Here is an 18,913-nt window from a genome sequence, read left to right as displayed (position 1 = left end):
CTCACGCCTCCGTTGCCGCTATCACGTCGTCCGAGGTGGCGACGCAGCCGAAGACGCCGCCCTGCATGGTGACCATGTGCAGCGCGGCGGTGTGGTTGGACGGATCGGTGGCCCCCGTGCAGTCACTGAGGATCAGGCACTCGTAACCACGGTCGTTGGCCTCCCGCATGGTCGTGTGCACGCAGACATCGGTGGTGATGCCGGTCAGGATCAGGTGCGTGATCCCATGGGTACGCAGCACGAGATCCAGATTGGTCGCGTAGAAGGCGCCCTTCCCGGGTTTGTCCACGACGACCTCACCCGGCGCCGGGGCGACCTCGGGCACGATCTCCCAGCCCGGCTCGCCCTTGATCAGGATCCGCCCGCACGGCCCCTGACCACCGATCTCGGCACCGATCCGGGCCGACCGCCACCGCTTGTTGGCGGGCAGGTCGGACAGGTCCGGGTCGTGTCCCTCCCGGGTGTGGATGACGAGCATGCCCAGTTCACGGACGTGTGACAGCAGTTTCGCGGTGGCCGGCAGCCCGGCCCGGGTGAGCCCGATGTCGTACCCCATCGAGTCGACGTATCCGCCGGGCCCGCAGAAGTCGGTCTGCCAGTCGATGCAGAGCAGCGCGGTCCGGTCCACCGGAACCGAGCCGTCGTAGGGCCAGGGATAAGGGTTCGCCGGTACCGGGCCGATGCGTGCGGTCATGAGTCTGATCCCTTCAGGCGGTGATTCCGCCAGCCGCCGCTGGCGGTGATGTCCCGGGCGCCGCTCGCCGCGTACGCCTCGCAGAGGAACCCGGTCACCTCGGCGCCGTCCTCCAGCACGAGCCGGCCCAGCGACAACGGCGCCGGGATGCCCGCGAGGAAGCCGCCCACCGTCGCGGCCGGCAGTTGCCACAGTTCGATCTCGACGGCGGCCCCGCCGGTGTCGACCCGGACCAGGCCGGGAGCGCCGGACGGCAGCTCGTACATCCGGTACAGCGCCGCGGTCCGGGCCGTGCCGAGCCGCGTGCCGCCGCGTTCCAGCAGCTCACCGTTGCGCGGCTCACCACTGAGGTGCAGCCCGACGACGGCGAGGGTCATCAGGTCCGCCGCCGTCCGCAGGGACCCGGCCAGCGCCATCAGCATGTCGTCGCTGAACGCCGGCCCGAACAGGGTCAGCGACGCCGGCCGGCCGTCCTCGGTGAACCCGTTCGGCACCGTCACGGCGGCCATGTCCAGCAGGTTCGCGAACTGGGTGTACCGCCCGAGGATCAGATTCCGGCCGATCGGGTCCGCGGCGATCTCCGTGTGCGTGAACGTGGTGCCGATCGTCGGTAGCACCAGCACGTCGATCAGGTCCCACATCCGCTCGGCGGCCGCCCGCAGCTCCCGCAGCCGGTGCTGGGCCCGGAACGCGTCGGCCGCGGTGAATCCGAGGCCGGTCTCCAGCACCCGGCGGGTCACCGGCAGCACCGAGCCGGGCCGGGTGGCCAGGAACTCACCGAGATCGGCCAGGCGCTCGGCCACCCACGGGCCGCGATAGAGCAGGTCACCGGCTTCCAGCAGCGGTCCGACGTCGACCGTGGTGGCACCGGCGAACCGGCCGTACGCCTTCTCCTGCCCGCTGTCTCCGAAGAAATCGAGACCTTCCGCGACGCCCACCCGGGGTTGCGCGATCGGCCGCGCCGCGGTCGGCGCCTTTCGGGACCACGGATCATCTGGTACGAAGCCCCGCGCGACCCGCATGACGCGATCCGCCAGTGGCAGTTCCCGGGTGAAGACCGAGACGCAGTCCAGAGACCGGCAGGCCGGCACCACTCCGAGTGTGCTGAGCAGCCCCCGGGTCGGCTTGATCCCGACGATCCCGTTGAGCGCCGCCGGAACCCGCCCGGACCCGGCGGTGTCGGTGCCGAGCGAGAAGTGCACCGATCCGTTGGCGACCGCGACCGCCGATCCGGAACTGGACCCGCCGGAGATCAGTCCGCCCCCGAAGACGCTCTCCGGCGCTCCGTAGGGCGACCGGGCGCCGGTCAGCCCGGTCGCGAACTGGTCCAGATTGGTCTTGCCGACCACGATCGCCCCGGCGTCGACGAGCCGCTGCACCACGGGCGCGTTCCGCTCGGGCCGGTAGGCGAAATCCGGACAGCCGGCGGTGGTGGGCAGTCCGGCCACGTCGATGTTGTCCTTGACCGCGAACGTCAGCCCGGCCAGCGGCTGTCCCGGATCTACCGCACGCGCACGTTCGTACAGCTCGGCCGGGCTGAACCGGCTGATCCAGACCCCGTCCGGCGCCGGCGCGGCGAGCACCTCATCGACGTTCTCGCGTGCATCCACATCGTCGATTGTCGACAATTCTGTTTCACCGAGAACCGCGTTGTGTAACGGCCCGATTTCCCGCGGCTAACCCTCGCGTCGGCTCATTTGAGATAGGTGCGGGCGCCGTGACCGCTCAGCGCCTCCAGCAGCGTGGCCGCGTCACCCCGCTCCGCGGCGACGAACAGTCGCTCGTGCCGCAGCACCCCGTCGAGAGCCTGCGCGGTCTCCGCCTCCCGGCGCATGTTGACCGCCATGTACAGCTGGATCCGCACCAGAATCGACTCGTACAGCCCGGTGAGCTGCCGGTTTCCGCTCAGCGCCACCACCTCGACGTGGAACCGTCGGTGTGCGTTGGCCAGCTCGAGCCGGTCGTCGGTCTCGGTCGCCTTACGGATCGACTCGAGGGCGGACCGCAGCCGGGTCAGATCGGCGCCCGGGGGAGTGGTGGTCACCGCATGGCGTTCCAGGACGTCGCGAACCTCATACAGCTCGCGCACGTCGTCGTCGGAGAGTGTCGCGACCCGGGCGCCGCGCCGCGGGATGTGCTCGACCAGACCCTGCTCGGCGAGCAGCCGCATGGCCTCGCGCAGGGGTGCCCGGCTGATCCCGAGCCGCCTGGTCAGCTGCTCCTCGACCAGTCGCTCACCCGGATCGGTCCGGCCGCTCAGGATGTCCCGCCGCAGCCGATCGACGGCGAGCTCGACGAGACTGTACGTCTCCAACTCCCCGTCGCTCACCCGGCAAGTCTGCCAGCCCGTGCCGGTGTGGCACGGGCCGGCCTCGACGCTCAGGCGTCGGTCATGACCTTGCCGGTCTCCAGCAGCGACTTGAGGTCGCTGAGGACCCAGGCCCATCCGCCGCCGCCCTCGGCGCCGGCCTCCGGGTTGCCCTTGATCATCGCGGCGGTGGCGGGCGCACCGGGCGTGTCGTGGGTGATGGTGACCCGGTGCACCCCGGCACCGGCCTCCTCGATCTCGTAGGTGAGCGTGGTGAACGGCTCAGCCCCGGTGGTCGGGTCCATCAGCATCCGCCACGTCTGCACCAGGCGCCGCGGCGGCTCGGCCTCCAGCACCTCGCCGTCCAGGATGACCTCCGGCATCTCGAATCCGTTGGCCGCCGCGTAGTCCAACATTCCCTGATTGGCCGTCGAGTGGAACCGGCCGCCCTTCTTCAGCTCGAAGAACTGGGGCGCCGCATATCCGTACCTCTGGTTCCACTCGGGGTCGGTGATCGCCTGCCAGATCTTTTCGGCCGGCGCCTTGATCCAGATGCGGAAGACCTGGGTGTCGCTCATGACTCTTCCTCCAGCGTTCGCTTGAGATCGATCAGTGCGGTGACGTGCTGCTCGGTGAACTTGTCGATCCACCTGTCGTGGATCTGCCGGATCGGCACCGGATTGAGGTAGTGCAACTTCTCCCGGCCGGACCGGCGCACGACGACGAGACCCGCCTCCTCGAGCACCCGCAGATGCTTGGCGACGCCGAACCGGGTCATCTCCAGCTCGCCCTCCAACTCCGACTGCGTGCGGCCGTCACGAGCGAAGAGCAGGTCGAGCAGGAACCGGCGGCTCGGGTCGGCCAACGCCTTGAAAACCCGATCGTCGTCCGTCATGACGCTAAGTTAGGTGACTATTTGGTCACCTGTCAAGGCGGGGCCGTTTTTGATCATCCGTCGGGCTACGCTCCGCTCGTGTGGCCTTTCGGGAAGACGCGGTCCGCCGCCGATGAGGAAGTTCCGGAGTTCTGTCACTTCCTGGGCGACCCGGATGCCGAACGGCTGAGGTTCGTGCTGCGTAAACGCGACTGGGACACGGCCCGGGAGATCCTCTCGGCGGCCGATCCGGAGCATCGTTCCTATCTCGTACGGGTCGCGGCCGGCACCGTCGGCATCGAGAAGTGGATCAGCGGCCCGATCCGGGAGGAGCCCGACTCCGTGCTCCCGCTGCTGGTCAAGGCCGTGCACATGGTCAGCTGGTCATGGGAGCTGCCCGGAGCCGCCACCGACGGTTCCGCGACCGACGAGGATCGCGCGGCCCTGGCCCGGCACCTGGAGAAGGCCGAGCAACTTCTGGACGAGGTGCTGGAGCGGACCCCGCGGGACGCCGACGCCTGGGTGTACAAGCTGGAGGCCGGTCGGGCCCGGCACCTGCCGCTGGTGGAGCGGTGGCGGCGCTTCGAGCGGCTGATCGAGATCGACCCCACCCACTGGTTCGGGCACGAGGAGATGCTCTGGTGCCTGCGCCCGGACTGGGGCGGCAACACTCCGGCGATGTTCGACTTCGCCCGGACCAGGGCGCTCGCGTGCCCCGGCACCCACGTACCCACCCTGGTGGTGCTGGCGCACCGCGCGCACACCTGGCACCTGGCCAAGGCGAGGAAGCCGGTCGACCGGGACCGCACCCTCGACCTGACCTACTACGAGTCGGTCAAGGTGATGGACGAGATCTGGGAGGCGTCCCAGCTGTCGGTCTGGCACGACGACTACCGGGAGACCCTGCTGACCCCGATCGCCTGGAACAACTTCGCCTTCGCCCTCACCTACGGCGACTTCCACCAGTCGGCGTGGAGTCTCTACGAGGCGATCGGCGAGGACTGGATCACCGAGCACCCCTGGGACGACATCGAGTTCTTCCAGAAGTCCCGGGCCTACACCCAGGACAACCTGGACTGAGTCAGCGTTCGCGGACCCGTTCGGCGACCGCCCGGCCGAGTTCGACGGTGGTGCCCGTCCCGTGCAGGTCGGGAGTGAGCGGAGCGCCACCCGGCCCGTACGCCAGCACGTCCTCGATCGCGCCGAGCAGGTGCGCGGCCGCCTCCGGGTGACCCAGGTGGTCGAGCATCATCGAGCCGCACCAGATCTGGCCGATCGGGTTGGCGATGCCCTGCCCGGCGATGTCCGGCGCCGAGCCGTGCACCGGCTCGAACAGGCTGGGGTGCAGACGGTCCGGGTTGATGTTGGCGCTCGGGGCGATGCCGAGTGTGCCGGTGCAGGCCGGGCCGAGGTCGGACAGGATGTCGCCGAACAGGTTGCTGGCCACCACCACGTCGAACCAGTCCGGATGCAGGACGAACTGCGCGGCCAGCGCGTCGATGTGGAACCTGTCCACCCGAACGTCGGGGAACCGCTCGCTCATCGCGGCGAACCGCTCGTCCCAGTACGGCATCGAGATGGCGATCCCGTTGCTCTTGGTGGCCGAGGTCAGGTGCCTCCCGGGACGGCGTTCGGCCTGCTCGAAGGCGTACTTCAGGACCCGGTCGACACCGATCCGGGTCATCACCGTCTCCTGCAGCACGGTCTCCCGCTCGGTGCCCTCGAAGATCCGCCCACCGACGCTCGAGTACTCACCCTCGGTGTTCTCCCGTACCACCAGGAAATCGATGTCGCCCGGCTCGCGGCCGGCGAGTGGACCACGGACGCCGGGCATCAGCCGGCAGGGGCGCAGGTTGACGTACTGATCGAAGGTGCGCCGGAACTGCAGCAGGCTGCCCCAGAGCGAGATGTGGTCGGGCACCACCTCCGGCCACCCGACCGCACCGAAGAAGATCGCGTCGAACCCGCGCAGCGTCGCCTCCCAGTCGGCCGGCAGCATCGTGCCGTGCCGCTGCCAGTAGCCGGCGCTGGCGAACCCGAAGTCGGTGAACTCCAGGCGCAGCCCGAACCGCCCGGCGGTCGCCTCGAGCGCCTCGATCCCGGCCGGGACCACCTCCCCACCGATGCCGTCGCCGGGGATGACCGCGATCCGGTACCCGTTCATCGGGCCTCCCGCAGCGCTGCGAGCCCGCCCTGCGAGTCGGCCAGGGCGAGCCGCTCGGCCGTGGCCGAGTCACCCGCGCGCAGTGCCCGGACCAGGGCCCGGTGGCTGGTGTAGCGCTCCAGGCCGAACGTCTCGTCCGCGTGCACCCGCTGCAGCAGCAGCTCGCGTCGGCGGGGCCGGGAGAACACCCGGCTCTGCTCCAACATCCGGGTCAGCACCGGATTGTGGGCGCAGGCGTCCACCGTGTCGTTGAACTCCTGCATGGTGTCGAGCAGGGCGGTGAGATGACGGTCGACCGGTCGGTCGTGGCGCCGATGCTCCTTGAGCAGGATCAGCAGGTCGTCGGCCCGGTCCAGGATCTCGTCGAGGGCGTCCAGCTGGGCCGGGGTGGCGTGCCGGGCGGCGAACCGGGCGACCAGACCGCGCAGGCCGACCTCGACCTCGGCCAGGTCGTCGATGGCGGCGTCGCGGATGGTGGCCACCAGCACGGTGCGCGGGCCGATCCGCTCGATGAGCCCGTCCAGCTCCAGCCGGCGCAGCGCCTCGCGGACCGGGGTCGGACTGATCGCCAGGCGCTCGGCCATGCCGCGCTCGGTCACCTTCTCCCCCGGGGCCAGCTCGCCCGAGGCGATGGCCGTGCGGACGTGTCGGTAGGCCTGATCAGCGAGCGTCTCGGCGACTGTCATGACGGCACTCTAGCGCATGCCATGGCGAACTGCGTTTGAAACTGTTGACGCTTTTGCTGTAGCAAATTAGCGTGACGCCGGACACGCGGAGGCGACATGGCCGAAACTCGAAAGATCACCTTCTTCATCGCCCTGACCCTGTTCGCCCAGGAGGCGACCTGGAACTTCTACGACAATCAGGTGCCCGCCCTGCTGCGCGACCACGTCGCCAGCGCGGCGCTCGTCGGCGTCCTGATGGGTATGGACAACCTGCTGGGGATCTTCGTCCAGCCGTGGATCGGTAACCGGTCCGACAACACCCGCACCCGGTGGGGGCGGCGCATCCCGTATCTCGCGGTGGGCATGCCGATCGCCGCGCTGCTCTTCCTGCTGCTGCCCTGGACCACGTCACTGGTGACCCTGGTGGTGGTGATGGTCGGCTACGCCCTGGTGATGAACACCATGCGGCCGCTCGCCGAGGCGCTCACCCCCGACTTCATCACGCCCGACCGGCGCGGCCGGACCAACGCCATCGTCAAGATCGCCACCTCGTTGACCATCATCGTGGCCTCGCTGATCAGCCTGTTCGTGGTCGACGACCATCCCCGGGCGGCGTTCGCGATCCCGGCCGCCATCCTGCTCACGGTCACCCTGGTGCTGATCGCCCGGGTGCGTGACAACGAGTCGCCGGCCTATCTGGCGGCGGTGGCCGAGGACACCCCGGGCGACGCCGGGTCACCGCTCCGGCGGGTCGTCGTCGAACTGGTCACCAGCCGGGACCGGCGCCGCGTCCTGCTGCTGATCACCGTCTTCCTCTTCGGCGGGGCCTGGTTCGCGTCGAGGTCACTGATGACCCCGTACGGCATGGAGGCCCTTGATCTGACCCGCGGCGAAGCCGGCGGCCTGACCCTGCCCAGTGGTGTCGCCTTCCTGCTCGCCGCCTATCCGGCCGCGCTGGCGGCCGAGCGTTTCGGGCGGTTCCGGGTGATCGCCGCCGGGATGGCCGTCTTCGCCGCCGCACTGGTCGCCGGCGCCGTCACGCAGTCCGCGACCGGCACCGTCGTGGCGCTCTGCGTCGGCGCCGCGGGCGCCTCCTGCTTCTCGATCAACGCGGCCGTCGCGCTCTGGAACCTGGCCCCCTCCAGCCGGATGCTCGGCGCCTACACCGGCCTCTACGCGGTCACCTGGTATCTCGGCGGGTTCGCCGGCCCGGCCCTGATCGGCGGCGCGGTCGACCTGTTCGGCTGGCGCTGGATGCTGCTCGACACCGCCGTGCTGGCCACCCTCGCCGTGCTGGTCGTGCTTCGTCTGTCCCGTCTGCAGAAGGTCCTCGCATGAAGATCCTCATCACCACCGACTACCTCACCCCGGGCGACGAGGTCGACCTCTACCTCACCGGCCGGGGCTTCACCACCAGGCATGACCCGATGCGCGGCACCCGGCGACCGGAAGACCTGATCAGGGCACTGGCCGGCGTCGAGGGTGCGCTGATCGCCAACGAGCCGATGACCGAGCAGGTGCTGGCCGCGTCACCCGGGCTGCGGGCCGTCGTGCGCACCGGAGTCGGCTACGACTCGATCGACGTGGCGGCCGCGACGCGGCTCGGCATCAGCGTCAGCAACCTGCCCGGCATCAACGCCAACGCGGTCGCCGAATACACCATCGGGTTACTGCTGGCCCAGGCCAGGCGTCTGGTCCAGGTGGCGGCCGGGGTCGAGGCCGGAGCATGGCCGAGAGAGCAGGGGTACGAGCTGAGCGGAAAAACCGTGGGTCTGATCGGCCGGGGCCCGGTGGCGCGACGGGTCACGAGGCTCGCCGCCGCGTTCGGGATGACCGTGCTCTGCACCGGCGACCTCCCCGGCGCGGTACACACCGGACTGGACGACCTGCTGGAACGCTCCGACTTCGTGTCGATCCATACCTCGCTCACCGACCGCACCCGGCGCCTGATCGACGCCGCCGCCCTGGCCCGAATGAAGCCGTCCGCCCACCTGATCAACACCGCCCGCGGCGGAATCGTCGACGAACCGGCCCTGGCCGAGGCGGTCCGCACCGGCCGGATCGCGGGCGCCGCCCTGGACGTGGTCGACGTGGAGCCACTGCCCGCCGACAGTGTGCTGCGCGGGGTCGACGGGATCACCGTCTACTCGCACATGGGCGGCCAGACCGCCGAGGCCCGCCGTGACTCGGGCATCGACGGCGCCCGCGAGCTGGTCGCGGCCCTGGCCGGAAAGCCCGCTCACCCGGTCGACGGGCCCCGTCCTTCCATCGCCTCCAGTTAGGAAAGACAATGACCACAACCGATGCGGTACGCATCCTGGTGCCGACCGGAATGCTCGGCGGGGGATTCCCGCCGGAAACCGTCACCCGCGGCTTGGAACTCGGCGCCGACGTGATCGCCGTCGACGGTGGCTCCACCGATTCGGGCCCCTATTACCTCGGCGCGGGAATCGCCAAGACCGCCCGCGCCGCCGTCGCCCGCGACCTGCGGCTGCTGCTGCGAGCCGCCGCCTCGGCCGGGATCCCGCTGATCATCGGATCGTGCGGGACCAGCGGCACCGACTCCGGGGTCGAGTGGGTCGCCGGGATCACCCGGGAGATCCTCGCCGAGGAGGACCTGTCGCTGCGGGTGGCCACCATCTACAGCTCACAGAAGGCCGCCGACCTGGCCGGTCTGCCGATCCGGCCACTGCCGCCGGCCGGGCCGCTCGACGCGGCCACCCTGGAGAGCTGCGAGAACATCGTCGGCATGATGGGCCACGAGCCGATCGTCGCCGCCCTGGCGGCAGGCGCCGACGTGGTGCTCGCCGGCCGCGCCACCGACACCGCGGTGGCCGCCGCCTACCCGCTGATGAAGGGCATGCCGGCCGGGCCGGCGTGGCACGCCGCGAAGATCGTCGAGTGCGGCGGCCAGTGCACCACCAACCCCAGAGCCGGGGGAGTGCTGGCCACGATCGACGCCGACGGGTTCACCATCGAGCCGCTCGACCCGGCGGCCGCCTGCACGCCCACGTCGGTGGCCGCCCACATGCTCTACGAGACGGTCAACCCGTTCACCATGCGCGAGCCGGCCGGGACCATCGAGGTGGGCGACGCCGTCTACACGGCCCTCGACCCCCGCCGGGTCCGGGTCACCGGCTCCCGTTTCGAAGTCGCCGACCAGCACACCATCAAGCTGGAGGGCGCCCGGATCACCGGCTATCAGACCATGTCGTTCACGGCCGTCCGCGACCCGCACATCCTGGGCCAGATCGAGACGTGGGCCGCCCTGCTCCGCAAGATGATCACCGAGTGGGTGTCGAACACGCTGGCCCTCGGCCCCGCCGACTACGACTTCGACATCCGCCTCTACGGATACGACGCGATCCTGGAGAAACTCGACCCGTCACCCGTACCGCCCCGGGAGGTGGGCGTGATGCTGCTGGTGCAGGCGCCGACGCAGGAGACCGCCACGGCCGTCGCCAAGGTCGCCAATCCGCTGATGCTGCACCTGCCCACCCCCGACATGGACTACCTGCCGAGCCTGGCGTTCGCCACCTCACCGGCCGAGACCGAACGCGGCGCCGCCTACGAGTTCGTGCTCAACCACGTGGTCGAGGTCGACTCCCCAACCAGCCTGTTCCGTATCGACCTGGAAGGCCTGCAGTGACCGCACGAGTGATCGCGGACCTGGCACACGAGGTCCGCTCGAAGAACGCCGGACCGTTCTGGGTGACCCTGGAGATCTTCGCCCGCGACGCCGACGGCTACGCGACGGTCGCCGACCCCGGCTTTCTCGACGAGTCGGTGATCGCGTCCCTCTACGGGGTGCCCGACCCGCGCACCATCCAGGTGTTCCGCATCCCGGAACTGAACGTCGTCAAGATCTCGTTCCCGCGCCCGGTGACCCAGGGCAGCCTGCTCGACCGGGATGTCCACGCCGGCCAGCACCACGTACCGCTGGCTCTCATGCCTCTGTCTTCTTCTCGGTCTTCGCCTCGCTGATCAGGGGCAGCGGGTCGAAGGAGTGCTCCCGCCACAGCTCGCGGGAGCGCTCCTCGGGGTATGGCACGACCGCCGACTCGCGATCGAAGACCTGCGTCAGGCGACGCGCCATGTCATAGGCCGGCCAACCCGGATCCCCCTCGGCCGCGAATCGCGTCCAGGCATCTCGCATCACCGCCGACAGCGCGACGGCGTCGGCGGGCGGTGGGTCACCGAGAAGCATGGCCGTCTGGCCGAGGGTCAAATTCCCGAAGACGAGGGGTACGTCCAAGCCGTGGCACGCCCCGAGCAGACCACCCAGTCCCGGGGCGGGCCAGGCGAGCTCGTAGAGGAAGGCCCGTCCACCGCCGTCGACCTGGGCCTCGGCGAGATGGAGAGACGGCATCCGGAACAGCCAGTCCGAGCGGACCAGCTCGTACCACTGCTCCGGTCCGACGTCTCCGTGAGGCCCCGCTCCGAAGATCGCCGATGTCTCCTCGGCCTGGGCGGCCGTCACCCGACCGAGCATCCCGGTCATGAAAGTGAAGAGGCGCTGCTCGTCACGGGTGTGCCCGACCAGCAGATCGACACCGGCACCAGCGCCCTCGGCGAGGGCCCGCCACGGCGTGCTCGGCAGCACGTCACCGTCGACCACCGGCGCGAACAGGATCGAGGCGTGCGCGGCCCGCCCCCACCGATCGCCCCGAGCGGTGATCCCCTCGGCCACCGCGTCACCGGCCGCCGTCAGCAATCCCGGATCCACCACGCCGAGATCCGTGACCGTGGCCCGAAGCCCCAGCTCACCGGCGATGGTGTCGCCGATGTCCCGGGCCAGGGCGGGCGAGAGGAACGGACCCGGCACACTCTGCGCGACGGCCCGCCGGAACAGCCCTTTCGCCCGCGGCATGGCCAGCAGGGCGGCCACCGAGCCACCACCGGCCGATTCACCGAAGACGGTGACCCGCCCCGGATCACCACCGAAGGCGGCGATGTTGTCCCGAACCCACTCCAGCGCCGCGACCTGGTCGAGAAGGCCCCGGTTGGCCGGCGCGCCGCCGATCGCGGCGAACCCCTCCACACCGAGCCGGAAGTCGAACGTCACGATGACGACCCGGCCGTCCCGGGCCAGCCGCCCACCGTCGTACTCGGGTCGGTCCGCCGACCCGAAGACGTACCCGCCGCCGTAGATCCACACCATCACCGGCAGCGCCGCGTCGAGGTCGGGCGACCAGACGTTGATCGTCAGCCAGTCCGCTCCGGCTCGGGTCGTCCGGTCGGACAACCCGCCCTGCGGCGCGGCCGGCCCGAAGGTCAGGGCGTCCCGGACGCCCGTCCACCCCGGCACCGGCCGCGGCGCCGCGAACCGCAGAGGCCCGACCGGCGGCTCGGCGTAGGGGATCCCGCGGAACACCGCGAGACCGCCCTCCCGGCCACCACGCAGGCGACCACCGGCGATCCGAACCTCAGGAGCGGTGTTCCCCGTCATGACCAGGCATCATCACGCCCGGTCGGGCACCGCGCCAACCATTTACCGTCCTACTCGGCGGATGCGCTGGGTGCCGGGCTGACCGCGTCGGCGTCCGGACCGACACATTCCTCGTACGCCTGCTTGTAGCCCTTGTCCGCGGCGACCTCCCCGGTGACCACCTTGTAGGCGGTGTCCTCCCGCGCGTATCCGGCCGGAGCGCCGGTGGCGGCGTCGACCGGCCACAGCTTCGTTCCGTCGGCGCAGTCGATCACACCGATGAACTGAAGCGTGCCGTCCTTGTTGGTGCACCCGGTCTCCGCGTTGAACCCGACAACCGGCTTGTCCGGCACGAACACGTCGCTGCAGGCGCGCGGGGCCCCCGGCGACACGGCGATCGCCTCCGGAGCCGCGGGCGCGGCGGTCTCGGCCGGCGCCGGGCTGGAGCACCCGGAGAGCGCGGCCAGAGCGACAGCACCCAAGACGTGACGAACCTTCATCCATCCACTCCCTTTACACGTGGGGCAAATGGGGCGAACGCTATTGCTCGTCAATCCGGGCGCGTCGGACATTCAGTCCGCAGCCGGTCCTTCCGGGTTAAACCGTTCCCCTGCGGGCCACCGGCCATCCGTCCACAAGGTCCACCCGAACGTCAGTCGTCGTCGGCCATCGCCCGCCCGACAGCCGGCCGACCGCTCTCGGGAAGCACGACGACGTACTCCCAGAAGTCATGCCGCACCCGCGCGATCTCCGCCCGCGCACTGCCGTCCAACGCGGCGGCGACCGCGTCGCGTCCGTCGACGAGCCGCGCGTACCACCCGGCCGCCTCGGCTCCCGGTCCGTTGATCCAGATTTTGACGTCGGCCCCGAGTAGCAGTGCCGCGAGCAGCTCGTCGCGCAGGTAGCCGGGAGCCGCCCCCGACACGAGCCCATGAAGTCGCTCCTGAGCAGACGGCCTGGTGGGCGCTTCGGCGGCGAGTCGCCGGCAGACCGCGCAGGCCCGGTCCCCGCTGGCTTGATCTCCGCCGGCCTGGTTCCTGCCGGCTTGATTTGCGCCGGCCGCGAAGTGGGTCCGGAAGATGTCGACCCGCTGCTCGTCGATGCCACAGAGCGTCCCGCCGCCGTGAAACGCATGCTCGGTGGCGGAACCCCGGATCTCCATCGCCAGCGCAAACCGGGCCGCCTGCCGGGCCGTCGCGAACGACCAGCCCCGCCCGTCCTCTCCCATCACACCGCTCACCCCGGTCAGCGTAGGCCGGGCCCGCACGCCCGCGCCTCTGAGCTGGTCCTTTCGGCTGTCGATCGGCTTGCCGGCGCGGGCTATGGTGCGCTCCGGAATGTTCGAGAGGGATGCCATGCCGTCACACCGATTCCTACCGCTGTGCATCGCGGCGGCCGCGTTGCTCGTCGCCTGCGACTCCGGCGCGTCCGAGACCGTGGACGACCGTTCCGGAGTGACATACACGTGCTGTTCGGCCGAGGACGTGGACCGGCCCTACCGCCCGGGCCAGACCCTGCTCGTGCATTGGACAGCCGAGTCGCCGGCCGCTCCGGTCACCGATTCGCCTCAGGTCGAACTGACCGCACGCCTCACCGGACCGTATGCGACGGTGGACGAGCTGAAGACCGCCATCGGCGAACGCGGAGACGACGCGGGCAAGGTGACCTTCGAGGCCCAGCCGCTCCGCCCGACCGGCACCCCGGGCGAGCAGCCGGTGAGCTCGATCCCGATCAGCTCCGACGCCCGACCCGGCTTCTACAACCTGACCACCGCCGAGAACCAGGCCGGCCGAACCGCCAGTGGCGGCTCCATCATCCGCGTCATCGCGGACGCTTCCCCTCAGTCGTGAGGATGGTTCTCAGGTCTACCCCGCCGCGGCCGCACGACGGCGTGCCGTCTCGATCAATCTGGTGGCGTCGACGCCTTCGGGGACGGTGAGTCGGATCGCGAGGGTCTGATCGATCACCAGGAACCGGCGCTTGCCTCGCTGCGCCGGAAATTCGTGGAGTACCGCGTCTGTCGACAGGGATTTCTCGGTGGCCTTGCAGGCTTTCGCCTGGTCGGCAAGCAGGCGACGGCCGTTGCTGCCGGGTGTGCGGAACAGCAGGACCCGTTCCTCGATGGTGCTTCCGGAGGGGTTCAGGAGGCTGAGGCCGGCGATGTAGTGGACGCCCTCGGTGCGGTAGCCGGGCCATCCTTCGAGGAGCAGGTCGGCGAACAGGTCGCAGTCGTTCGGCCACTCCGGCCCGCTGTCGCAGGTCTCGTCGAGTCGGTACGCGTTCTGTGACCACGCGTCGAGCTCTGGCGCAGCCCAGCCGTCGTCCGTCTCGAGTAGTCGGTGCGGCCGGCTCTCCCGAGCACACGACACTGACGCTGCCGTCCTGGATGCGGCGGTCTGTGGAGCGGAGGCCGTCGTCGGCTGCGGGCCGGCGGTCGGTGTCGTGCCACCGGCATCACAGGCAGCGAGAACGCCCGCCGCCATCACGGCCGCCAGCGTGCGGGTGAAACTTCTCAATCAGACTTCCTTTGACATCGAGAAGGGCAACCGCCGGCCGCAGTATCTTGGGCGATGAATTTCCACGGCCCGGCCTTCGCGCTCTCACCACACAGTACGGTGCCCTTGTCGCCCGAGACTCCATACGGCCGCTGGCCGGTGGTATGCAGGCGGTCAAGGCGCACTCGCTGCTGCGGGCGATTCTGAACACCGCGGTTCGTGAAGACGAGATCTTGAAGCAGAACCCGTGTCGGATCCCCGGCGACGACCAGTACCACACCCCGGAGCGTCCGGTCGCCACCGTCGCCCAGGTGCTCGCGCTCGCCGAGCAGATGCCGCCCCGATACGTGGCGTTGATCACGGTCGCTGCGTTCTCCGGCCTCCGGTGGGCGAGTCGGTAGCGCTTCGGCCGCCGGGATGGTGCGCGTGTCCGGGAAGTCGGCGGCTTTGAAGTCGGGCCCGCAGTTCGGTCCGCCGAAGTCAGCGGCCGAAATCCAGGTCGTCGCTCTCCGGCGGTCGCCAAGAAGGCCCTGACCGGCCATTCGACGGAGTTCACCGACACGCAAGCGTTGAGCTTCACCGGCGACAAGGACATGCCCTTGCGAACCGACAACTCCCGGCGAGCGGTGAAGTAGCCGAAGTTGATGCACCGGACGGGCGAGCATGCGGGCGGCGTTGATCTACCAGCACGCACCAGCGGATCACGAAGGGCACGAGACCGGGGAAGCCGGCGAAGGCCGGGGCAAGCGGGCGAAGCGCAGCAAGCCGACAGACGGCGGGGCCGGCGGTGCCGAGCCGGGCACGCGCCGGCGGGACGGAAGCCCGGACGCCTAACGGCACGCAAGATCATCCGAGCGGGTGAATGACAAAGGCCCAGACCAGCGAAACCATCGCTGACCTGGGCCTTCTCCTTGGAGCGGGCGACGAGAATCGAACTCGCGTAATCAGTTTGGAAGACTGAGGCTCTACCATTGAGCTACGCCCGCGTGACCCCCGAGAACCTCGGGGCTCCTGCACAGCTTACTGAATCATCTACCGTCCGCGCGAACCGGATTCCCCAGCAGGTGACTCCAGCGCACACGCAGGCGAGCGGACCGCATACACTGGCCGACGCCACGGGGTGTGGCGCAGCTTGGTAGCGCACTCGCTTTGGGAGCGAGGGGCCGTGGGTTCAAATCCCGCCACCCCGACTGACTATCAACTATCCGCAGCAACTAGGAGTACGCCTGTGAAGAGCACCGTCGAGACTCTGAGCCCGACTCGGGTGAAGCTCGCTATCGAGGTGCCGTTCGAGGAGCTCAAGCCGAGCCTGCAGAAGGCGTACCGGGAGATCGGCGCGCAGGTTCAGGTGCCGGGCTTCCGCAAGGGCAAGGTTCCGGCGGCCGTGATCGACCAGCGTGTCGGGCGTGGCGCCGTGCTGAACGAGGCCGTCCAGGAGGCGATCCCGCAGCAGATCCTCGCCGCGGTCCAGGAGCACGACGTGAAGACCCTCGGCCGTCCCGAGGTCGAGATCACCGAGTTCGCCGACAACGCGCCGCTGAAGTTCACGGCCGAGGTCGACGTCCGTCCGGAGATCGTCGTCCCGGATCTGGCCGCGATCACCGTCGAGGTTCCGGCCGTCGAGATCGGTGACAGCGAGATCGACGAGCAGATCAACGGCCTGCGTGAGCGCTTCGCGACGCTGAAGACCGTCGAGCGTGCCGCTGCGGAGGGTGACTACGTTCAGCTCGACCTGAACGCCACCGTCGACGGTGAGGACGTTCCGGGCGGCTCGGCCACCAACATCTCCCACGAGGTCGGCAGCAAGCAGCTGCTTCCGGGCCTCGACGAGGTGCTGGTCGGTCTGTCCGCCGACGAGGAGGCCACCTTCACCACCCAGCTCGTGGGCGGCGACTTCGCCGGCCGTGACGCCGAGGTGAAGGTCGTGGTGAAGAGCGTCAAGGACAAGCAGCTCCCCGAGATCGACGACGACTTCGCCCAGCTGGCGAGCGAGTTCGACACCCTCGCCGAGCTCCGTGAGGACCTGCAGACCCGGATCACCAAGGTGAAGAAGGTCGAGCAGATCTACGCGGCCCGTGACGAGGCGCTCAAGCAGCTTGTCGAGGCGGCGCAGATCCCCGCGCCGGAGGGCGTCGTCAAGGACGAGGTCGAGGGCCGCAAGCAGGCCATGACCGACCAGCTGGAGCGGATCGGCGCGACCCTGGCCGACTACCTCGCCTCCGAGGAGAAGACCGAGGAGCAGATCGACCAGGAGCTGACCGAGGCCGCTCAGGAGGGCGTCCGCATCCAGCTCCTGCTCGACACCATCGCCGACGCCGAGGACGTTCAGGTCACCGACGACGAGTTCGGCCACGAGATCGTGCACCGGGCGCAGCGCGCCCAGATGCAGCCCCAGCAGTACTACGACCAGCTGGTGCGCTCGGGTGCCGCGGCCGCCGTCTTCGGCGACGTGCGCCGGGGCAAGGCGCTGGCCTCGGTCATGGAGCAGGTCACGATGAAGGACTCCGAGGGCAACACGCTGTCGCTGGACGACCTCCGCGACGGCGACGACCACGCGGGTCACAACCACTGATCTGAGTCGCTTCAACCCGGCCACCGCGCACCGGTCACGGTGCGCGGTGGCCGGTGTCTTTTCCGGGGGTACGGCCACCCGATGCGCTGTCAGCGAACACCTGCCCGAGCGGGAAGCTGATGCGCATCCGACCAGTTAGGTTGGTCGTACGACGGACAACCTGCCGGCCGGACCCTCGGCCGACACAGCAAGCTGTGAAGGGCTGCCATGACCGATCTCCACATCCCCACCGGGCCCGTGTCGCGGCGCGGCGGCGGTGACACCCTGAGTGGCAACCTCGACGACTCGGTCTTCAACCGCCTGCTGCGCGAGCGGATCATCTTCCTCGGCAGTGAGGTGACCGATGCGAGCGCCAACCGCATCTGCGCGCAGCTGCTGCTGCTCTCCGCCGAGGACCCGGAGGCGGACATCCACCTCTGGATCAACTCGCCGGGCGGCTCTGTCTACTCGGGTATGGCCATCTACGACACGATGCAGTTCATCGACAACGACGTGCAGACCGTCGCGATGGGCATGGCCGCCTCGATGGGGCAGTTCCTGCTCTGCGCCGGGACCCCGGGGAAGCGTTTCGCCCTGCCGCACGCGCGCATCATGATGCACCAGCCGTCCGGTGGCATGGGTGGCACCGCCGCCGACATCGCCATCCAGGCGGAGCAGATGCTCTACACCAAGCGGATGTTCCAGGAGCGGATCGCGTTTCACACGGGTCAGACTCAGGAGCAGATCGCGGCCGACTTCGACCGGGACCGCTGGTTCACGGCCGACGAGGCGAAGGACTATGGCTTCATCGACAAGGTGATCACCGGGGCCACGCAGGTCCCGGACGGTGCCGGAACGCTGAACTGAGGAGCTGAACCATGACCGACCTTTCCATGCCTCCCGGGTTCGCTCCGGTGCACAACCGCTACGTGCTGCCCTCGTTCTCCGAGCGCACCTCGTGGGGCATCAAGGAGTCCAACCCGTACAACAAGATGTTCGAGGACCGGATCATCTTCCTCGGCGTGCAGGTGGACGACGCGTCGGCCAACGACGTGATGGCCCAGCTGCTGACGCTGGAGAGCACCGACCCGGACCGCGACATCCTGATGTACATCAACTCGCCCGGTGGCTCGTTCACCGCGATGACCGCGATCTACGACACCATGCAGTACGTGCGGCCCGACATCAGCACGGTCTGCCTCGGCCAGGCGGCCAGCGCGGCCGCGGTGCTGCTCGCCGGCGGCACTCCCGGTAAGCGGATGGCGCTGCCGCACTCGCGGATCATCATCCACCAGCCGGCCACCGAGGGTGGGTACGGCCAGGGGTCGGACATCGAGATCCAGGCGCGCGAGATCATGCGGATGCGGACCCAGCTCGAGGAGCTGATTTCGCACCACTCCACGAAGCCTGTCGAGCAGGTCCGCAAGGACATCGACCGCGACAAGATCATGACGGCTGACGAAGCCAAGGAGTACGGGCTGGTCGACGTCGTTCTGGCGACTCGTAAGAAGAGCCTCCAGACCGCGAACGTCTGACCCTGGGTGTGCGGTGTCAGGGGCCGGCCGGCTGGCGCTAGACTGGCCGACCCCTGACACGCCCGTTTTGGGGGGTCGGAGAACAGCCCCTTTGCGGGTAACGTCGAGACTGCAGCCTCAGGTAGGCGGGTCGGCGGACGATAGATGGCAACGAGGCAATCAGTCCTCGTACAAGGTCCGGTCGACGGCCGGCCAATGA

General features: G+C 69.4%; 20 protein-coding genes, 2 tRNA genes and 1 pseudogene. 11 read left to right on the top strand and 12 right to left on the bottom strand.

The window, feature by feature from the left end:
- Window position 1: 1 nt before the first annotated feature.
- The 5 genes from biuH to Q0Z83_RS37950 form a co-directional block, all read right to left on the bottom strand.
- On the bottom strand, window positions 2-694 hold the full coding sequence (gene biuH, locus Q0Z83_RS37970; protein ID WP_317788150.1) for a biuret amidohydrolase: 693 nt from the start codon (window positions 692-694) through the stop codon (window positions 2-4).
- Window positions 691-2,304 (bottom strand): allophanate hydrolase, encoded by a 1,614-nt coding sequence (gene atzF / locus Q0Z83_RS37965; RefSeq protein WP_317788149.1) that lies wholly within the window; start codon window positions 2,302-2,304, stop codon window positions 691-693. The genes biuH and atzF overlap by 4 nt, the downstream gene beginning before the upstream one ends.
- An 83-nt stretch (window positions 2,305-2,387) precedes the next feature.
- Window positions 2,388-3,023 carry a GntR family transcriptional regulator gene (locus Q0Z83_RS37960; RefSeq protein ID WP_317788148.1) on the bottom strand — a complete coding sequence of 212 codons (636 nt, stop codon included), beginning with the start codon at window positions 3,021-3,023 and terminating at the stop codon, window positions 2,388-2,390.
- 50 nt (window positions 3,024-3,073) lie between these two features.
- Window positions 3,074-3,580, bottom strand: coding sequence for an SRPBCC domain-containing protein (locus Q0Z83_RS37955; protein ID WP_317788147.1), 507 nt, complete (start codon window positions 3,578-3,580; stop codon window positions 3,074-3,076).
- Complete coding sequence (locus tag Q0Z83_RS37950; RefSeq protein WP_317788146.1) at window positions 3,577-3,897, bottom strand: ArsR/SmtB family transcription factor; 321 nt, start codon at window positions 3,895-3,897, stop codon at window positions 3,577-3,579. Before Q0Z83_RS37950 ends, Q0Z83_RS37955 begins: the two co-directional genes overlap by 4 nt.
- A gap of 78 nt (window positions 3,898-3,975) precedes the next feature.
- On the opposite strand from Q0Z83_RS37950, the gene Q0Z83_RS37945 reads away from it, so the two are divergent.
- Window positions 3,976-4,956 carry a hypothetical protein gene (locus Q0Z83_RS37945; protein ID WP_317788145.1) on the top strand — a complete coding sequence of 327 codons (981 nt, stop codon included), beginning with the start codon at window positions 3,976-3,978 and terminating at the stop codon, window positions 4,954-4,956.
- Between the two features lies 1 nt (window position 4,957).
- Here the strand turns inward: Q0Z83_RS37945 and Q0Z83_RS37940 are convergent, their stop codons facing one another.
- Together Q0Z83_RS37940 and Q0Z83_RS37935 are read right to left on the bottom strand one after the other, a co-directional pair.
- A complete protein-coding gene (locus Q0Z83_RS37940) occupies window positions 4,958-6,040 on the bottom strand; it encodes a tartrate dehydrogenase (RefSeq protein ID WP_317788144.1) in 1,083 nt (360 codons plus the stop codon).
- Window positions 6,037-6,726: a GntR family transcriptional regulator gene (locus tag Q0Z83_RS37935; protein WP_317788143.1), complete on the bottom strand. Its 690-nt coding sequence runs from the start codon at window positions 6,724-6,726 to the stop codon at window positions 6,037-6,039. Before Q0Z83_RS37935 ends, Q0Z83_RS37940 begins: the two co-directional genes overlap by 4 nt.
- 96 nt (window positions 6,727-6,822) lie before the next feature.
- On the opposite strand from Q0Z83_RS37935, the gene Q0Z83_RS37930 reads away from it, so the two are divergent.
- From Q0Z83_RS37930 to Q0Z83_RS37915, 4 genes are read left to right on the top strand one after another with little or no spacing between them, the layout of a single operon-like run.
- On the top strand, window positions 6,823-8,043 hold the full coding sequence (locus Q0Z83_RS37930) for an MFS transporter (protein ID WP_317788141.1): 1,221 nt from the start codon (window positions 6,823-6,825) through the stop codon (window positions 8,041-8,043).
- Window positions 8,040-8,987, top strand: coding sequence for a phosphoglycerate dehydrogenase (locus tag Q0Z83_RS37925; RefSeq protein WP_317788140.1), 948 nt, complete (start codon window positions 8,040-8,042; stop codon window positions 8,985-8,987). The genes Q0Z83_RS37930 and Q0Z83_RS37925 overlap by 4 nt, the downstream gene beginning before the upstream one ends.
- An 8-nt stretch (window positions 8,988-8,995) precedes the next feature.
- Entirely contained in the window at window positions 8,996-10,354 is a 1,359-nt protein-coding gene (locus tag Q0Z83_RS37920; protein WP_317788139.1) for an acyclic terpene utilization AtuA family protein, read from the top strand.
- The gene (locus tag Q0Z83_RS37915) at window positions 10,351-10,689 is read left to right on the top strand and encodes a DUF4387 domain-containing protein (protein ID WP_317788138.1); all 339 of its coding nucleotides are present in this window, start codon (window positions 10,351-10,353) and stop codon (window positions 10,687-10,689) included. Before Q0Z83_RS37920 ends, Q0Z83_RS37915 begins: the two co-directional genes overlap by 4 nt.
- On the opposite strand, the gene Q0Z83_RS37910 is transcribed toward Q0Z83_RS37915, so the two are convergent.
- The 3 genes from Q0Z83_RS37910 to Q0Z83_RS37900 form a co-directional block, all read right to left on the bottom strand.
- Complete coding sequence (locus tag Q0Z83_RS37910; protein ID WP_317788137.1) at window positions 10,652-12,154, bottom strand: carboxylesterase/lipase family protein; 1,503 nt, start codon at window positions 12,152-12,154, stop codon at window positions 10,652-10,654. The two genes, Q0Z83_RS37915 and Q0Z83_RS37910, sit on opposite strands and share 38 nt — an antisense overlap.
- Before the next feature lie 50 nt (window positions 12,155-12,204).
- Window positions 12,205-12,633 carry a hypothetical protein gene (locus tag Q0Z83_RS37905; protein WP_317788136.1) on the bottom strand — a complete coding sequence of 143 codons (429 nt, stop codon included), beginning with the start codon at window positions 12,631-12,633 and terminating at the stop codon, window positions 12,205-12,207.
- Window positions 12,634-12,785: 152 nt separating this feature from the next.
- A complete protein-coding gene (locus Q0Z83_RS37900; protein ID WP_317788135.1) occupies window positions 12,786-13,373 on the bottom strand; it encodes a hypothetical protein in 588 nt (195 codons plus the stop codon).
- 97 nt (window positions 13,374-13,470) lie between these two features.
- Between Q0Z83_RS37900 and Q0Z83_RS37895 the strand changes: the two genes are divergently transcribed.
- On the top strand, window positions 13,471-13,983 hold the full coding sequence (locus tag Q0Z83_RS37895; RefSeq protein WP_317788134.1) for a hypothetical protein: 513 nt from the start codon (window positions 13,471-13,473) through the stop codon (window positions 13,981-13,983).
- 15 nt (window positions 13,984-13,998) lie between these two features.
- Here the strand turns inward: Q0Z83_RS37895 and Q0Z83_RS37890 are convergent, their stop codons facing one another.
- Window positions 13,999-14,649: a hypothetical protein gene (locus tag Q0Z83_RS37890; RefSeq protein WP_317788133.1), complete on the bottom strand. Its 651-nt coding sequence runs from the start codon at window positions 14,647-14,649 to the stop codon at window positions 13,999-14,001.
- A gap of 143 nt (window positions 14,650-14,792) precedes the next feature.
- Here Q0Z83_RS37890 and Q0Z83_RS37885 point away from each other — a divergent pair.
- A pseudogene (locus Q0Z83_RS37885) lies at window positions 14,793-15,017 on the top strand (hypothetical protein); the annotation flags it as partial.
- Between the two features lie 523 nt (window positions 15,018-15,540).
- On the opposite strand, the gene Q0Z83_RS37880 reads toward Q0Z83_RS37885, so the two are convergent.
- A tRNA-Gly gene (locus tag Q0Z83_RS37880) sits at window positions 15,541-15,614 on the bottom strand.
- A 130-nt stretch (window positions 15,615-15,744) separates the two neighbouring features.
- Here Q0Z83_RS37880 and Q0Z83_RS37875 point away from each other — a divergent pair.
- The 4 genes from Q0Z83_RS37875 to Q0Z83_RS37860 all read left to right on the top strand — a co-directional run bounded on the left by Q0Z83_RS37875 (window position 15,745) and on the right by Q0Z83_RS37860 (window position 18,714).
- Window positions 15,745-15,818: transfer RNA gene (locus Q0Z83_RS37875), tRNA-Pro, on the top strand.
- A 38-nt stretch (window positions 15,819-15,856) separates the two neighbouring features.
- Window positions 15,857-17,200 (top strand): trigger factor, encoded by a 1,344-nt coding sequence (tig, locus tag Q0Z83_RS37870; RefSeq protein WP_317788132.1) that lies wholly within the window; start codon window positions 15,857-15,859, stop codon window positions 17,198-17,200.
- A 207-nt stretch (window positions 17,201-17,407) separates the two neighbouring features.
- Window positions 17,408-18,046, top strand: a complete 639-nt coding sequence (locus tag Q0Z83_RS37865) for a ClpP family protease (RefSeq protein ID WP_317788131.1) — start codon at window positions 17,408-17,410, stop codon at window positions 18,044-18,046.
- A gap of 11 nt (window positions 18,047-18,057) precedes the next feature.
- Entirely contained in the window at window positions 18,058-18,714 is a 657-nt protein-coding gene (locus Q0Z83_RS37860) for an ATP-dependent Clp protease proteolytic subunit (protein WP_317788129.1), read from the top strand.
- Window positions 18,715-18,913: the final 199 nt, after the last annotated feature.

Origin of the sequence: Actinoplanes sichuanensis, from assembly GCF_033097365.1 — a bacterium.
Lineage (GTDB): Bacteria > Actinomycetota > Actinomycetes > Mycobacteriales > Micromonosporaceae > Actinoplanes > Actinoplanes sichuanensis.
The sequence above is the reverse complement of the archived record's forward strand: the minus strand, read 5'-3'. Positions and strand labels throughout refer to the sequence as shown.

Bases quoted from the DNA above. Each gene is read 5' to 3' on its own strand.
- biuH (WP_317788150.1), bottom strand. From the start codon at position 694: ATGACCGCACGCATCGGCCCGGTACCGGCGAACCCTTATCCCTGGCCC.
- Q0Z83_RS37955 (WP_317788147.1), bottom strand. From the start codon at position 3,580: ATGAGCGACACCCAGGTCTTCCGCATCTGGATCAAGGCGCCGGCCGAA.
- Q0Z83_RS37950 (WP_317788146.1), bottom strand. From the start codon at position 3,897: ATGACGGACGACGATCGGGTTTTCAAGGCGTTGGCCGACCCGAGCCGC.
- Q0Z83_RS37940 (WP_317788144.1), bottom strand. From the start codon at position 6,040: ATGAACGGGTACCGGATCGCGGTCATCCCCGGCGACGGCATCGGTGGG.
- Q0Z83_RS37935 (WP_317788143.1), bottom strand. From the start codon at position 6,726: ATGACAGTCGCCGAGACGCTCGCTGATCAGGCCTACCGACACGTCCGC.
- Q0Z83_RS37930 (WP_317788141.1), top strand. From the start codon at position 6,823: ATGGCCGAAACTCGAAAGATCACCTTCTTCATCGCCCTGACCCTGTTC.
- Q0Z83_RS37925 (WP_317788140.1), top strand. From the start codon at position 8,040: ATGAAGATCCTCATCACCACCGACTACCTCACCCCGGGCGACGAGGTC.
- Q0Z83_RS37920 (WP_317788139.1), top strand. From the start codon at position 8,996: ATGACCACAACCGATGCGGTACGCATCCTGGTGCCGACCGGAATGCTC.
- Q0Z83_RS37910 (WP_317788137.1), bottom strand. From the start codon at position 12,154: ATGACGGGGAACACCGCTCCTGAGGTTCGGATCGCCGGTGGTCGCCTG.
- Q0Z83_RS37905 (WP_317788136.1), bottom strand. From the start codon at position 12,633: ATGAAGGTTCGTCACGTCTTGGGTGCTGTCGCTCTGGCCGCGCTCTCC.
- Q0Z83_RS37895 (WP_317788134.1), top strand. From the start codon at position 13,471: ATGTTCGAGAGGGATGCCATGCCGTCACACCGATTCCTACCGCTGTGC.
- Q0Z83_RS37865 (WP_317788131.1), top strand. From the start codon at position 17,408: ATGACCGATCTCCACATCCCCACCGGGCCCGTGTCGCGGCGCGGCGGC.
- Q0Z83_RS37860 (WP_317788129.1), top strand. From the start codon at position 18,058: ATGACCGACCTTTCCATGCCTCCCGGGTTCGCTCCGGTGCACAACCGC.